The 13,976-nt window shown below is 50.7% G+C and carries 13 protein-coding genes and 1 pseudogene; 11 read left to right on the forward strand and 3 right to left on the reverse strand.

Translation table 11 applies throughout. The annotated features are described in order from the left end of the window. Positions 1-29 precede the first annotated feature (29 nt). The 6 genes from GBK04_RS12105 to GBK04_RS12130 all read left to right on the forward strand — a co-directional run bounded on the left by GBK04_RS12105 (position 30) and on the right by GBK04_RS12130 (position 6,919). A complete protein-coding gene (locus GBK04_RS12105) occupies positions 30-1,418 on the forward strand; it encodes a sensor histidine kinase (protein WP_152760013.1) in 1,389 nt (462 codons plus the stop codon). A 159-nt stretch (positions 1,419-1,577) separates the two neighbouring features. Further along, positions 1,578-3,239, forward strand: coding sequence for an FAD-dependent oxidoreductase (locus GBK04_RS12110; protein ID WP_152760015.1), 1,662 nt, complete (start codon positions 1,578-1,580; stop codon positions 3,237-3,239). A gap of 109 nt (positions 3,240-3,348) precedes the next feature. After that, a complete protein-coding gene (locus tag GBK04_RS12115; RefSeq protein ID WP_152760018.1) occupies positions 3,349-3,609 on the forward strand; it encodes a UBP-type zinc finger domain-containing protein in 261 nt (86 codons plus the stop codon). Between the two features lie 68 nt (positions 3,610-3,677). Further along, positions 3,678-4,601, forward strand: a complete 924-nt coding sequence (locus tag GBK04_RS12120; protein WP_152760020.1) for a bestrophin family protein — start codon at positions 3,678-3,680, stop codon at positions 4,599-4,601. Positions 4,602-4,696: 95 nt separating this feature from the next. Beyond that, the gene (gene can / locus GBK04_RS12125; RefSeq protein WP_152760022.1) at positions 4,697-5,344 is read left to right on the forward strand and encodes a carbonate dehydratase; all 648 of its coding nucleotides are present in this window, start codon (positions 4,697-4,699) and stop codon (positions 5,342-5,344) included. Positions 5,345-5,410: 66 nt separating this feature from the next. Further along, complete coding sequence (locus GBK04_RS12130) at positions 5,411-6,919, forward strand: right-handed parallel beta-helix repeat-containing protein (protein ID WP_373330916.1); 1,509 nt, start codon at positions 5,411-5,413, stop codon at positions 6,917-6,919. A gap of 34 nt (positions 6,920-6,953) precedes the next feature. Here the strand turns inward: GBK04_RS12130 and GBK04_RS30585 are convergent, their stop codons facing one another. The 3 genes from GBK04_RS30585 to kdsA form a co-directional block, all read right to left on the reverse strand. Then, on the reverse strand, positions 6,954-7,094 hold the full coding sequence (locus tag GBK04_RS30585; protein ID WP_373330917.1) for a phosphatase PAP2 family protein: 141 nt from the start codon (positions 7,092-7,094) through the stop codon (positions 6,954-6,956). 8 nt (positions 7,095-7,102) lie between these two features. Then, a complete protein-coding gene (locus GBK04_RS12135; protein ID WP_152760026.1) occupies positions 7,103-7,636 on the reverse strand; it encodes a hypothetical protein in 534 nt (177 codons plus the stop codon). 247 nt (positions 7,637-7,883) lie between these two features. Continuing rightward, a complete protein-coding gene (gene kdsA / locus GBK04_RS12140; RefSeq protein WP_152760028.1) occupies positions 7,884-8,696 on the reverse strand; it encodes a 3-deoxy-8-phosphooctulonate synthase in 813 nt (270 codons plus the stop codon). Between the two features lie 230 nt (positions 8,697-8,926). On the opposite strand from kdsA, the gene GBK04_RS12145 reads away from it, so the two are divergent. The 5 genes and pseudogenes from GBK04_RS12145 to GBK04_RS12165 all read left to right on the forward strand — a co-directional run bounded on the left by GBK04_RS12145 (position 8,927) and on the right by GBK04_RS12165 (position 13,884). Beyond that, the gene (locus GBK04_RS12145) at positions 8,927-9,163 is read left to right on the forward strand and encodes an acyl carrier protein (protein ID WP_152760030.1); all 237 of its coding nucleotides are present in this window, start codon (positions 8,927-8,929) and stop codon (positions 9,161-9,163) included. Between the two features lie 43 nt (positions 9,164-9,206). Further along, positions 9,207-10,460, forward strand: a complete 1,254-nt coding sequence (fabF, locus tag GBK04_RS12150) for a beta-ketoacyl-ACP synthase II (RefSeq protein ID WP_152760032.1) — start codon at positions 9,207-9,209, stop codon at positions 10,458-10,460. A gap of 22 nt (positions 10,461-10,482) precedes the next feature. Then, a complete protein-coding gene (rnc, locus tag GBK04_RS12155; RefSeq protein ID WP_152760034.1) occupies positions 10,483-11,232 on the forward strand; it encodes a ribonuclease III in 750 nt (249 codons plus the stop codon). Positions 11,233-11,701: 469 nt separating this feature from the next. Beyond that, positions 11,702-12,139: pseudogene (locus GBK04_RS12160) on the forward strand (Hsp20/alpha crystallin family protein). A 212-nt stretch (positions 12,140-12,351) separates the two neighbouring features. Next, entirely contained in the window at positions 12,352-13,884 is a 1,533-nt protein-coding gene (locus GBK04_RS12165; RefSeq protein WP_152760036.1) for a Do family serine endopeptidase, read from the forward strand. Positions 13,885-13,976 lie beyond the last annotated feature (92 nt).

The following is a 13,976-nucleotide window of genomic DNA, read 5'->3' on the forward strand; positions in this document are numbered from 1 at the left end:
TCAGTTCGAAACAATCATAAACTCAACGTATGGTAATTGATATTTTACAAGAACTCCGCCAGAATGAAAGCCTGACCTCGGTACCTGAGTCCGAGTTGCAGTGGCTCGTGGATCATTCAGAAATCGTCACGCTCGAAGAGGGAGAGTACCTTTATAAAAAGGGTGATCCCGTGGACCATCTGCTGATCGTACTGGCTGGCCGTCTTCGGATGTTCATCGACCGCAATGGTCAGCATCGCGAATTAGGCTTCAATGAAGTAGGGTACATCGGCGGGCTACTGCCCTACTCCCGCATGAAGACGGGCGCCGCCAGTGGAGTAGCCGTGGAAAAAACCACAGCCCTGCGCCTACCCCGTGCCGAGTTCAGGGAAATGATTTCGTCCCAATACCAACTCGTAGAGAGTTTTGTGCATTTGATGCTGGACCGAACCCGCGACTACACCAAGCTGGACCAGCAGAACGAAAAGATGATCTCGCTGGGTAAGCTCTCGGCGGGCCTTGCCCACGAACTCAACAACCCGGCGGCGGCGGTAGTGCGCAGTGCATCGGCTCTTAAAAAGCACCTCGGCTTTGTGCCCGAAAAATTCAAGAGTGTCATTTCCATCCAGGCCACCGGGGCACAGGTAGACCGCGTGAACGAAATCCTGGGCGATGTGCTGAAACGGGGTACCCCTGATTTGACTTTAATAGAAAAATCGGCGCTGGAAGATGATCTGTACGACTGGCTGGAAGAGCATGAGGTGGACAACGGCTTCGAAATTGCGGAATGTTTTGCCGAGTATGGCGTTACAACGGACGATTTGGAAGGCGTGAGCAAACAGGTACTGGCCAAGGATTTGTCCGCGGTACTCGACTGGCTCAACAACGTGCTCACGACCGAAAAGATGGTGAACGAAATAGCGGAGGCATCCGAACGTATAGGCAATTTGGTGAAGTCCATTAAGGACTACTCGCACATGGACGGCGGCGCGGACAAAAAAATGGTGGTACTACGCGATGGAGTGGAAAGTACGTTGCGGATTTTGCAGCACAAACTCAAAACCAAACACATCAAGGTACAACTGGACATTCCTGACAGTCTGCCTAAGGTATGCATGAGTCCGGGGGAAATGAATCAGGTGTGGACCAACCTCATCGACAATGCCATCGACGCCCTGCCCGAAGCCGGAGAAATTCGCATTGAATCAGAACAGGATCGCGAATTTGTCATCACCAAGGTAATCGATAACGGCAGCGGTATTCCCCAGGATGTCATCGATCAGATTTTCGATCCGTTTTTCACGACGAAGGAGATTGGAAAAGGTAGTGGCCTGGGTCTGGAGATAGCCCAAAATATCATCAAGCGCCACCGCGGTCAGATCAAGGTATCCTCAAAACCTGGCCATACCGAATTCAATGTCTGCCTGCCGATTGAGTAGAAGGCTAATTGCTGTTAGCCGATGACTTATATTTACTCTTGAAAAAGTGGGTGAACACCTGATTTCAGTGAGCCATCAATCTATATTTATTACTCAAAACCATCAAAAAGCCATAGGCCAACGGCAGTCAGCCCTTGGCTTTCAAACAAGTCCACCGCAATGAAGCAACCCATTATTATAGCCGTAGACGACGATGCCCAGGTACTACGCGCCCTAACCCGCGATCTGCGCAGCCAGTACCGCAAGGAATATAAGGTCATGAATACCGATTCGGCGAAGGAGGCACTGGACGCGCTAAAAGATCTCAAACAGAAAAACGAAACCGTGGCGATGTTCGTGTCGGACCAGCGGATGCCCGAAATGCTGGGCGTGGACTACCTCAGCGAAGCCAAAAAAATATTCCCCCACGCCAAGCGGGTGTTGCTGACCGCCTATTCGGACACGGATGCGGCCATTAAGGCCATCAATGACGTGCAGCTGGACTATTACCTGATGAAGCCCTGGGACCCGCCCGAAGAAAAAATGTACCCCGTGCTGACGGACCTGCTGGAAGACTGGCAGATGAATAACATTCCGGAGTTCGAGGGAATTCGGGTGGTGGGGTACCAATTCTCTCCCAAATCACACGAAATCAAAGATTTTCTGTCGGGAAACCTGCATCCCTACCAATGGTATGACATCGAGACGAGCGACAAAGCAAAAGAGCTCATGGCACTCAATAATCTGGAAGCCAAAGACGCGCCCTTTGTTTTTTTTGAAGACGGCAGTTTTCTGGTACAGCCCGAACTGCGGAGTATCTCTGAAAAACTGGGGCTAAGTCTGCAAACCACCCACGAACTCTACGATGTGGTCATTATCGGGGCCGGGCCCGCGGGGCTTTCAGCTGCAGTGTATGGTGGCTCGGAGGGATTGAAGACTTTGCTGATCGAAAAACGTGCCCCCGGCGGACAGGCGGGTACCTCTTCCCGCATCGAAAACTACCTGGGTTTTCCCTCGGGCCTGAGCGGAGCCGAACTCTCGCGCCGGGCCATTACGCAGGCCACGCGCTTCGGGGTAGATTTTCTGTCGCCCGAGGAAGTGGTAGGTATTGAAATAAAGGATAATTATAAAATACTCACCCTCGGCAATGGCAATACGGTCAATACCAAAAGCATCGTCATCACGACCGGTGTCAACTATCGCAAACTCGAAACCAATGGGGTAGGTGATTTTACGGGCGCGGGGGTCTACTACGGAGCCGCCACTACCGAAGCCAACGCCTGCCGCGACCGCGAAGTGTACGTGGTAGGGGGAGGTAATTCGGCGGGTCAGGGTGCCATGTACCTGTCGCAATTTGCCAAAAACGTCTATATCCTGATCCGTAAGCCCGACTTATCGGAAACCATGTCGCACTACCTCATCGACCAGATCAACGGTACCGATAACATCCACCTGGTACCCTGTTCCGAGATTGCGGAAGCCAAGGGCGACGGACATTTGCAGGAGCTCGTGATCCAGGATCTGAATAACACGTTCACCCGCACCGTGCCGGCCGACGCGCTGTTCATTTTTATCGGAGCCAAGCCCTATACCGAATGGATTCAGACAGATATGCTGAAAGACAAGCGCGGCTTCATCGAAACAGGTCGGGCGCTGGTCAACTACCCCGACTACCGGAAAATCTGGAAAAAGCAACGCGAGCCCTATACCCTCGAAACCTGCGTGCCGGGCGTATTTGCGGCGGGTGATGTGCGGGCTTCAGCTATGAACCGCGTGGCATCCGCCGTAGGCGAAGGAGCCATGGCGATCAGTTTCGTGCATAAGTACCTGGCCGAGATGTAGGGTACCGGCCTGAGGTGCTGGCCGGCAACATTGCCTGATGCGAGGCAGTCATTTTTGAGTACAGTTCGTTTTTCACTCTTTTCTTCACTTTAACTCCCCTTCAGAAAAAATGCTTTGCAACCACCTTGCTTCAATAGAAGAACTAAAAACGGCCTCGAAACGAGAGTGTGAGGAATGCGTCAAAACGGGCAGCCGATGGGTACACCTGCGGACCTGCCAAACCTGCGGCGTCACGCTTTGCTGCGACTCTTCCCCCAACCGCCATGCTACCGCGCATTTTCACGCTACGGGCCATCCAGTCGTTGCCTCGGCCGAGCCGGGCGAGCATTGGCTCTGGTGCTACGCCGACGAGCAATTCGCAGAATATTAATAGTGGCAGGCTCTGGCTGCCGTTGATCCAAAACATATCCTCTATTACCAACTCTCCACTCAATAAGGATGATCATTTACGAAACCAACAAACATTTCCTGGGCGATATAGCCCACCTCAGTCGCAGCTGGACCATGCAGCGCATGGTCAGGAGTACGGCCGGGGTGGCGGTCGTTACCACGCTATTCTGCATAGCCGTTATGGAGTTTGAGCTGGCTATTCACGCGCCTTCCACCATTTTTTCCCTGCTTGGTATTGTGCTGAGCGTCCTGCTGGTGTTCCGCACCAACACTGCTTACGACCGCTGGTGGGAAGGCCGCAAGCAGTGGGGAGCCCTGGTCAACAACTGCCGCAATCTGGCGATTGCGGCCCACGTCATTTTTCCCGAGGGCGATAGGCAGAGCCGGTACCAGATGGCAACGATGATTTCCAATTTCTGCATTGCGCTCAAAGAGCACCTGCGCTCGGGCACGAAAGTTGACGAACTGATTCACCTGAGCCCCGCCGAAAGATCCCGTTACAGTGAGCGCAAGCACATTCCGAACTACATTACCACGCTCATTCATCAGCAGGTTCAGGTGATGTACCGGAGTGGAGCCATTACCGGGGACGACACCCGTAATATAAAGCCCCATACCCAAGCCCTGCTCGACATCGCCGGAGGATGCGAGCGAATCAAGAAAACCCCCATTCCTTTTTCATATAGCGTGTATATTAAAGTCCTTATTTTGGGCTATGCTTCCATGCTTCCCTTTGGTCTCATTCGCGATTTTGGGTACTTCACCATCCCGCTGGTTACGTTCATTTTTTTCACGTTTATCGGAATCGAAATGATGGCGAGCGAAATAGAAGACCCCTTTGGCCTCGACTGCAACGACCTGCCCACGGGCGACATCGCCCACACGATTAAGAAAAATGTCTTTGAAATTCTGGAAGTGGAGCTGGAAAAAGAAGCGCCTGAGAAAAAGGAATTGTACGAGAAGGTGTTCTGAGGAATCGGCTGTCGGCTTTTCTAGCCCAGACTTTCTCTAAATTGACTTTACAAGAAAATTCAATCAATATCAAGGGTAACCGCTTTCTATAAAATATGAAAAACGACTTGAGTACCCTCCTCGAAAATAACCAGCAGTGGGTTGCCGAAAAACTAAAGCTTGACCCGAAGTTTTTTATAAAAGGATCCCAGGGTCAGCACCCGAAGTACCTCTGGATCGGTTGTTCCGACAGCCGGGTACCTCCCGACGAAATCACCAAGACTTCGCCCGGCGAGATATTTGTCCACCGCAACATTGCCAATCTTATCGTACAAACGGACATGAATATGCTTAGCGTGTTGCAGTACGCCGTGGAGGTACTTAAGGTAGAACACGTAATCGTGTGCGGACACTACGGTTGTGGGGGCGTAAATGCCGCCATGGGTACTCATCAGTACGGCCTGATTGACAACTGGATCCGGCAGATCAAGGATACCCAGAACTACTATTGGCAGCAACTGGCCGATCTGGACGAAGCCGCCCGTTTTGATCGACTGGTTGAGCTAAACGTAATCGAGCAGGTATATAATCTGGGCAAAACCAATATCGTGCAGAACGCCTGGAAGGAAGGCAACTGCCCCTCCCTGCACGGCTGGGTGTATGACCTGAAGACGGGCCATATCAAACAGCAAACCTCCAGCATCAACGACGAGGAAACGCTGAAAGAGGTATGCAAATTTGAGATGGGGGTGATCGGGCGATAAGACTCATTCAAAATGAAGGCTCTCCTGCTATTGGGCGGCTTTTTGCTCTTTTTTAGGTCTATTGGTATGGAGTGCTCTCGCCAAAAAGCCCGGGTACCCTTACGCATTTCCCGCAATTACTATCTTAGCCGCCTGGGTAATGATGCCGGTCCGGGCAATGAGGAATTGCCTTTCCGAACCCTCGCTGCTTTATTAAAAATTGAATTCTTGCCCGGTGACACTCTTTTTCTGCGGGGTGGCGACCTATTCACAGGTACCCTGAAACTCACACTGAGTGGTGCTGAAAAACACCCCGTCATCATCACCAGCTACGGACAGGGCCGGGCAACCATTGACGGTGGTAACCGTGTGGCGTTGGAAATTTCGGGGAGTTGGTTTAAGATTAATGAGCTGATAGCCAAAGGTACGGGAAGAAAAACGGGTAATACGACCGACGGCGTACGCATCGTAAATGCTCATCACGTTACGGTTGAGAACCTGGAAACCAGTGGCTTCCAAAAAAGCGGCATTGTGGTCTCCAGTTCTGCTTACGTAACTTTGAAAAGTATTCATGCGTGGGAAAATGGTGCTATCGGGATTTCCCTGTACGAGTGTCGGGATTGCCGGATTCTGGACTGTCTGGCTGAGAATAATCCCGGCGATCCCACCAACTTCACCAACCACAGCGGCAATGGCATCCTTGTGGGCGAGTCGAGCCAGGTCCTGATCGATTACTGCGTAGCTACTAACAACGGCTGGGATATGCCTCGCGTGGGCAATGGGCCGGTAGGTATATGGGCCTACCAAAGCGACAGTGTCCTGATCCAGCATTGTATTGCTTATCGCAACAAAACTTCCAGAGGCGGCAAGGATGGCGGTGGCTTTGATTTCGATGGTGGTATGACCAATTCCGTCATCCAATATTGTCTTTCTTACGAAAACGAAGGCGCGGGTTACGGGCTCTTCCAGTACTACGGAGCCCGCCCCTGGCACAACAATACCGTCCGTTATTGCATCAGCATCAACGATGGCCTCAAAACCCAGGGGGCCGGGGGTATCCTGGTCTGGAATGGGGGACCTACCAGTGAGGAGTTTACTAACTCCTACGTTTATAACAATGTGATTTATAATGAAAATAGACCCGCCATAGCCTTCGACGACGCCAGCTCGAACCAGAATTTTGTTTTTGCCAATACCATCTTTTTGGGGAAAGACGAAATTATCGCTGGCCCTACTTCCGGGGAGCGTTTTGTGGGAAATATCTGGTGGAGCATTGGTACCTCAGTTATCCGTTTTCGGGGATATCAGTCTCTCGTAGACTGGGCCAAAGCTACCGGGCAGGAAAAATTGAATGGGCACATGGCCGGTTTGCAAATCAATCCCCGGTTAAAAGGTCTCACGCTGACCACCCTAACCGATCCACACCAATTGGCTACCCTGACCGGCTTTCAATTGCAGCCAACTTCTCCCCTCAGAAACAAAGGCTTGGATTTAAGGAAATGGTTTGGTCGGGAGCTACCAAAAAATGATTTTTATGGCAATCCGATCCCACTTGGTACAGGATTGGAGCCCGGGATCTTTGAGTATCCTGAGTGAGGCTCGTCCTGACCGAACCTCTTCTCCTCGCTAGTTAAGGTCTTTTCCTTTTCAGCTTCCTTTTCACCCAGGGGTACCCCATGTACACCACCTCCGTGGCCCCAATGCCGACACCCGCGCCAAAAAGCACATCGGCCAGCCAGTGCCGATTGTTGAGAATCCGCAGGGTACCCACAGTGGCCGCTACCCCATACCCCCCACGCTATACCAGACGCTTCGATAGCCATATTCTTCGTGTAGCAATGTGGCCGAAGCAAAGGCGCTGCTGGTGTGGCCCGAGGGGAAGGCGTCGTTCGTGGTGCCGTCCGGTCGGGGGTACTTAGAGATTCCTTTTAAAATGTAGGTAACACCGCCCTGCGCCAGTCCGGAGATAACCGCCAGCAAGACCTGCTCGCCAAACGGATGCTTTCCCTTTACACCCGCTGCTCCAAGGCCCAAACTTAACGCAGCCGGTGCGAAGAGTAGGTAATCATCGGCATGCGTGCGGAAATCGGGATGATGCATGACCACCCGCTGCTGTAGCTGACGGCTGATTTTTCCCTGCACCAGCAACCCACTCGTAGCCAGAGCTGCAGGAATAATGAACGGCTTGACACGAAAGGATTCCAGGGTAGGAGCATGTCCTACCGAATCCAAACCTGCACCCCCCGGCTGACTTTGCACGGAGAAAGTGCAACTCCACACCAGCAAGAAAAATGTACTGAACCGCTTTTTCATAAACCAAGGTTTGCGCTAAAAGTAAGCATTACCATTCACTCAACCCCGTTTTTTACGCGACGATATAGGTAATTAATACGCTAACACTTTCATGATGAGAAGAAGCAGCGGAAAAGGTAATTGAGAAATGCTGCTTTTTGGCAGGGGTGTATATCTTCTATGATGCTTGTAATGAAAACACCGAAGGTACCCTCCTGTGGCGGTGGGAGTATTTTCACAAAGAAGGCAAGCTTGCCTGAAAATCCAGTCAAAGAATAGCTTCCCGGATTCGGAGCAATCTTTCCAGTAGTCCTTCCAACTGATCCAGCGGCAACATATTGGCGGCGTCCGATTTGGCCTCGGCTGGATTGTAGTGCGTTTCCATAAACAGGCCGTCGGCCCCTACCGCGATGGCCGCTTTGGCAATGGTTTCAATGAGCCTGGGTTTACCACCCGTGACACCACTGGCTTGGTTGGGCTGTTGCAGCGAGTGGGTGCAATCCATCACCACAGGTACCCCGAACGACTGCATTTCGGGCAGGTTGCGGTAGTCCACCACTAGGTCGCCATAGCCGAAAGAATTGCCCCGGTCGGTCAGAATTACCTGTGCACTGGGGTTGGTGTCCTGGATTTTTTCTACGGCAAACTTCATGGAAGCTCCCGACAGAAACTGGCCTTTCTTCACATTGACTGCCTTGCCCGTTTGGGCGGCCGCCACCAGCAAGTCGGTCTGACGGCACAGGAAGGCCGGAATTTGCAGCACATCCACGTACTCAGCGGCTAGGGCCGCTTCGGCTGATTCATGAATGTCCGTTACTGTTGGGACGCCGAAGGTGGTACCTACCTCTTTTAATATAGCGAGTGCTTTTTCGTCCCCAATACCCGTAAAAGAATCTAATTTGGTACGGTTGGCCTTTCGGTAAGAACCCTTAAAAATATAAGGAATTTTAAGTCGGTCGGTAAGCTCCGTAATGCGTTCGGCGATACGCAAAGCCATATCGCGGCCCTCAATGGCACAGGGGCCAGCCATCAGGAAGAAATTGCCCGAATCGATGTATTTCAGAGTAGGAATAGACAGCATAATGAATCGTGATTGCGGTAGGAAATCATGATTCAAAGGTACGTTACTCCCTTACGATCTCCATCCGTCTCCTTGCGACGATTTCACAAAATTTTGTAAGCTGCTGATTTTCTGAGCGTTCATTTGCCACTTAAAGATTTGATCCGGGTAGTAAGGACTAAAAAATTGTTTGACAAAGTGGTTTGAAAGCGCTTTCTTTGTGGCGTTTTTAACCAAAAAGCGTACATAAAATGTCAGAAATCGCAGAAAGAGTTAAGCAGATCATCGTCGAGAAACTCGGCGTTGAAGAGTCGGAAGTAACGACCGAAGCCAGCTTCACCAATGATTTGGGAGCCGACTCTCTTGATACCGTTGAGTTGATCATGGAATTTGAGAAGGAATTCAATATCTCCATTCCCGACGATCAGGCTGAAAACATCGGCACGGTAGGGCAGGCGGTAGCCTATCTGGAAGAAAACGTGAAGTAATCCAAGCTTACTGTCCGTATCATCTTCATCATCAATCTATTTTATGAGTTTCAAGCGCGTAGTAGTTACTGGTATTGGCGCCCTTACGCCGATCGGGAATGATGCTCCCACTTTTTGGAAAAACCTGGTGGCCGGGGTCAGCGGTGCTGCACCCATCACCCGATTCGACGCCGAGAAGTTCCGCACCCGATTCGCCTGTGAGATCAAGGGGCTGGATATGAATGACTACATTCCGCGGCAGGAGGCTCGCAAAATGGATCCCTTCACCCAATATGCGGTTATCGCAACCGATGAGGCGATGAAAGACGCCGGCTTTGACCTCGAAAAGCTTGATCTGGACAAAGCCGGCGTCATCTGGGGTTCGGGCATCGGTGGTCTGAAAACCTTCGAAGATGAGGTGGTGAACTTTTCTGAAGGTGGCCGTACCCCCCGCTTTAATCCTTTCTTTATTCCCAAAATGATTGCCGACAGCGCTTCGGGCGTCTTGTCCATCCGCTACGGTTTTCGGGGCCCTAACTTTATTACGGTTTCGGCCTGCGCTTCTTCTACCAATGCGCTCATCGATGCATTCTACTACATTCGTTTGGGTGTAATGAAGCTGTGCATCAGCGGAGGGTCGGAAGCTGCTATTACCAATGCCGGCGTTGGCGGCTTCAACGCCCTGAAGGCACTTTCTGAGCGCAACGATTCGCCCGAAACGGCCTCCCGTCCTTATGATAAGGATCGCGATGGCTTTGTATTGGGTGAGGGAGGGGCCGCCCTGATTCTGGAAGAATACGAACATGCCAAGGCGCGTGGGGCCAAAATCTACGCCGAGATCATCGGCGCGGGTATGTCTTCCGATGCCTACCATATCACAGCGCCTCATCCCGAGGGGGTAGGTGCCTACCAGGTAATGAAAAATGCCGTGGAGGATGCGGGTATTCGGCCCGAAGAGGTAGATTATATCAACACGCATGGTACCTCCACACCGCTGGGCGATCCGCAGGAAATCAAAGCCATAGAACGGTACTTCGGTGAGCATGCCTACGCGATGGGCATCAGTTCTACCAAATCCATGACGGGCCACCTACTGGGTGGAGCTGGGGCCATCGAGGCCGCAGCCTGTATTATGGCCATACAGGATCAGGTGATTCCCCCTACCATCAACCACTTTACGGATGACCCCGAAATTGATTCCCGGTTGAACCTTACTTTTAATGAAGCCCAAAAACGTACTGTCAACGTAGCACTGAGTAATACCTTCGGCTTCGGAGGGCACAATGCTTCGGTAATATTCAAGAAATTCGAAGAGTAACAATAATAAACTTCTATTCATCTTGCCCAAGCGAATCCTGTTACCGATTTTATCGCTTTTTAAGCCGGAGAGCAGCGCTGCCGAGAAGAATTTCAAGAAATCCATCGAGCATATTCTTGGGGAGAAGCCCGTAAATCTGGGTGTGTATCAATTGGCTTTCCGCCATACTTCGGCTTCCCGCGAAACCGCTATTCAGGGCTTTCGTGAGTCGAACGAGCGGCTGGAGTACCTAGGCGATGCCGTGTTGGGCATGGTCGTAGCTGAGTTCCTTTTTACCAAGTACCCCTACAAAGACGAAGGCTTCCTGACCGAAATCCGCTCCCGGATCGTCAACCGCGAAACCCTCAACCAAATCTCCCGCAAGTTGGGCCTGGATCGCCTGATCGAATATGACGGCAATCGCAAGGGCATGTCGTCGCGCTCCTCCATGTACGGTGATGCTCTCGAAGCATTCGTGGGGGCTATCTACCTCGATAAGGGCTTCAGGTTTACCCGCAAGTTCATCATCAAAAAACTATTGGCCCATTACGATCTGGAAGACATCATCCAGAACAATGTCAACTTCAAAAGTCTGATTATCGAGTGGGCGCAGCGCGAAGGCAAGGAAATCCGGTTTGAAGTACTGGAAGAGCGAGGTAACCGCCACCACCGCGAGTTTATCTCTCAATTGCTGGTAGAAGACGAAACATTTGCTATCGGCAACGGCTTCACCAAGAAAAAAGCCGAACAGGCCGCCGCCGAAAAAGCCTGCGAGCAGCTGGCGTTGCGGTAGGGTACCCATCCTTTGGTGCATTCTCGGATAGCTTACTCCCTCCTAGTTACTTCCTATTGCGTTCAATAGTAGCACGTTGATATATTACACCCATAGGTACAGCAATCGGTGGTTCGATTAAGGTACCTTCGCTTCCCGCGTCTGTACACCGTGTGGCAACTTTTCCCGAAAGTATTGAAATGGCTGTGGAATCTCAGCCCAGCCATTTTTTCTATCCATATTTTATGGCTCAATGACAAATTGTCTATTATTAGACTGATTTCAAATATTTTTCAGCCAAAGTGGCATTAATTGTTCATTAAGGTGCAATGGTACAATTGTTGAAAATATACTTAGTACAAGTCGAAACTGACATAAACTAAGTATCAACACAAAACCTACATTAGCTATGAATGCCTTAACGAAAAGTAAAAACAACAATCAGTATCAGTACCCTAGCCTCATCAACAGCTTTTTCAGCAAAGACCTGATGGATGAGTTCTTCACGCCGACCTTCAATGGTACCGCTCCTGCCGTAAACATCAGGGAAGATGAGGACGGCTATTACATCGAAGTAGCTGCCCCCGGCATGCAGAAATCAGACTTTAAACTGAACCTTGACCACAATCGGCTTACTATTTCTGCCGAGAAGAAAGAGGAGAGTGAGTTCGTTAATTATGAAAATCAGGACGGTGATGGGTCGTAAGGCAACGAAGATGGAAAAGTTGAGCAGAAGCAGAACCGCAAAAAAGGTAGGTATACCCGTCGCGAATTTAGCTATTCTTCGTTCCAGCGTACCTTCACATTGCCTACCACGGTAGACGGTGAGAAAATAAACGCCTCGTATACGGATGGAGTACTGCACGTGGAACTTCCCAAGCGGGAAGAGGCTAAAGTGAAACCTAGCCGTACCATTGAAATTGCCTAATGGGAACGGGTGAAACGAACAAAGGCGGTTTTTGCAAACAGAAACCGCCTTTGTTCGTTTATGGAGAAAAGATAAGCCTCTCATTGTCATTCGGTATAATTCTTTTTCTTTAAAATATCTTTGTTAAAATTTGTTAAATGAAAAGCGTCCGGGAATGAATACCGGGAAAGCGTGCGTTTCAATCATACATTATAAAACCCTGATAAATACTTATGAATACCAACTGGAAAGCTATTGTACTGGTGGGCCTGCTCTCGAGCGCCACCACGATCGCGGGCTTCAAACTGCTGGATTCCGGCAGTGAACGCGATGTAATTTTAAAAGAAGCCCCTACTGAATCCCTTGCCAAGTTCACCTCAACGGGCCTGCCCGCTGGTACCCCGGGTGACTTTACCTATGCTGCCGAAACGGCCACCCCTACGGTGGTACATATCAAGTCTAAGCTGATGCGCGAAACCCGCGATATGAGCGCCCAACTGCCTGAATTCTTCCGTGATTTCTTCGGTGATGGTATGGGCGGTCAGGGGCGTGGCCAAATGCGGGAGGCCGAAGCTTCGGGCTCAGGCGTAATTATTAGCACGGATGGCTATATTGTTACGAACAATCACGTGGTGGAAGGCTCCACCGAACTGGAAGTGACACTTTCAAACCACAGGAAAGTAATTGCCAAAGTAGTGGGTACCGATCCTTCCACGGATATCGCCGTTATTAAAGTAGCCGAAACCAACCTGCCCGCTATCACTTTTGGAAACTCCGACGCCGCCAAGGTGGGCGAATGGGTAGTAGCCGTAGGAAATCCCTTTAATTTGGAATCGACCGTTACGGCGGGAATCGTGAGCGCCAAAGGCCGTGGCCTGGGCATCATTAGCCAGGAGTACCTTCGTAAATACGGCAATAGCGGTAACTACGACGGAGACTCACCTCTGGAATCTTTCATTCAGACGGATGCTGTAGTAAACCCTGGCAACAGTGGTGGCGCTTTGGTTAATTTGAAAGGTGAACTGATTGGTATCAACACGGCTATTGCCAGCCCTACGGGTAGCTTTGCCGGGTACGCTTTTGCGGTACCTGCTGGTATTGTGAAGAAAGTATCGAGCGATCTTATCAAGTACGGTAACGTACAGCGGGGGTACCTTGGAATTGCCCTGGATGATTTGGATAGCCGCAAGGCCGAAGAGTACGGTGTGAAGGTAAACGAAGGCGTTTATGTTCGTGATTTCACAGAAGGTAGCGCCGGAGAAGCTGCCGGTATTAAAAAAGGTGACGTTGTCGTAAAAGTGGACGGCCGCACGGTCAATTCAATTCCTGAGTTGCAGCAGTCCATCGGTCTGCACCGCCCTGGCGACAAAGTTGCTATTACCGTAAATCGTAACGGTTCTGAAAAAGACTTCGATGTGACACTTCGTAACCGTACCGGTGGATCTGATGTGATCAAACGCGATGAAAGTAAGGCTACCTTGAGTGCTTTGGGAGCTAGTTTCGACAACCTCACTACCCCTGAGAAGCAACGTCTGGCCCGCTATCGGATTGAAGGTGGTGTAAAAGTAATGTCTATCGACGGTGGCAAGCTTCAGCGTGCTGGTGTGAGCGAAGGGTTTATCATCACCAAGGTGAATGGTAAGCAGGTTCGTTCGGTGAAAGAATTGCAGGACGCCCTTTCAGGTAAGACCGACTCGATGGTACAATTCGAAGGATTGTACCCTGATTCACCCAGCGATGTTTATACTTTCGGATTTAGAATGTAATTTCTAAGGTTTGTGACCATCAAAAAGCCCGCTACGGAAATCCGTAGCGGGCTTTTTGATGGTTTATCGTATCTCCAGATGAATAGACACCC

This window comes from Salmonirosea aquatica (genome assembly GCF_009296315.1).
Classification (GTDB): Bacteria; Bacteroidota; Bacteroidia; order Cytophagales; family Spirosomataceae; genus Salmonirosea; species Salmonirosea aquatica.

What these genes read in the sequence shown, in the direction of transcription:
- GBK04_RS12105 (WP_152760013.1), top strand. Translation starts at nt 30, where the DNA reads ATGGTAATTGATATTTTACAAGAACTCCGCCAGAATGAAAGCCTGACC.
- GBK04_RS12110 (WP_152760015.1), top strand. Translation starts at nt 1,578, where the DNA reads ATGAAGCAACCCATTATTATAGCCGTAGACGACGATGCCCAGGTACTA.
- GBK04_RS12115 (WP_152760018.1), top strand. Translation starts at nt 3,349, where the DNA reads ATGCTTTGCAACCACCTTGCTTCAATAGAAGAACTAAAAACGGCCTCG.
- GBK04_RS12120 (WP_152760020.1), top strand. Translation starts at nt 3,678, where the DNA reads ATGATCATTTACGAAACCAACAAACATTTCCTGGGCGATATAGCCCAC.
- can (WP_152760022.1), top strand. Translation starts at nt 4,697, where the DNA reads ATGAAAAACGACTTGAGTACCCTCCTCGAAAATAACCAGCAGTGGGTT.
- GBK04_RS12130 (WP_373330916.1), top strand. Translation starts at nt 5,411, where the DNA reads ATGGAGTGCTCTCGCCAAAAAGCCCGGGTACCCTTACGCATTTCCCGC.
- GBK04_RS12135 (WP_152760026.1), bottom strand. Translation starts at nt 7,636, where the DNA reads ATGAAAAAGCGGTTCAGTACATTTTTCTTGCTGGTGTGGAGTTGCACT.
- kdsA (WP_152760028.1), bottom strand. Translation starts at nt 8,696, where the DNA reads ATGCTGTCTATTCCTACTCTGAAATACATCGATTCGGGCAATTTCTTC.
- GBK04_RS12145 (WP_152760030.1), top strand. Translation starts at nt 8,927, where the DNA reads ATGTCAGAAATCGCAGAAAGAGTTAAGCAGATCATCGTCGAGAAACTC.
- fabF (WP_152760032.1), top strand. Translation starts at nt 9,207, where the DNA reads ATGAGTTTCAAGCGCGTAGTAGTTACTGGTATTGGCGCCCTTACGCCG.
- GBK04_RS12165 (WP_152760036.1), top strand. Translation starts at nt 12,352, where the DNA reads ATGAATACCAACTGGAAAGCTATTGTACTGGTGGGCCTGCTCTCGAGC.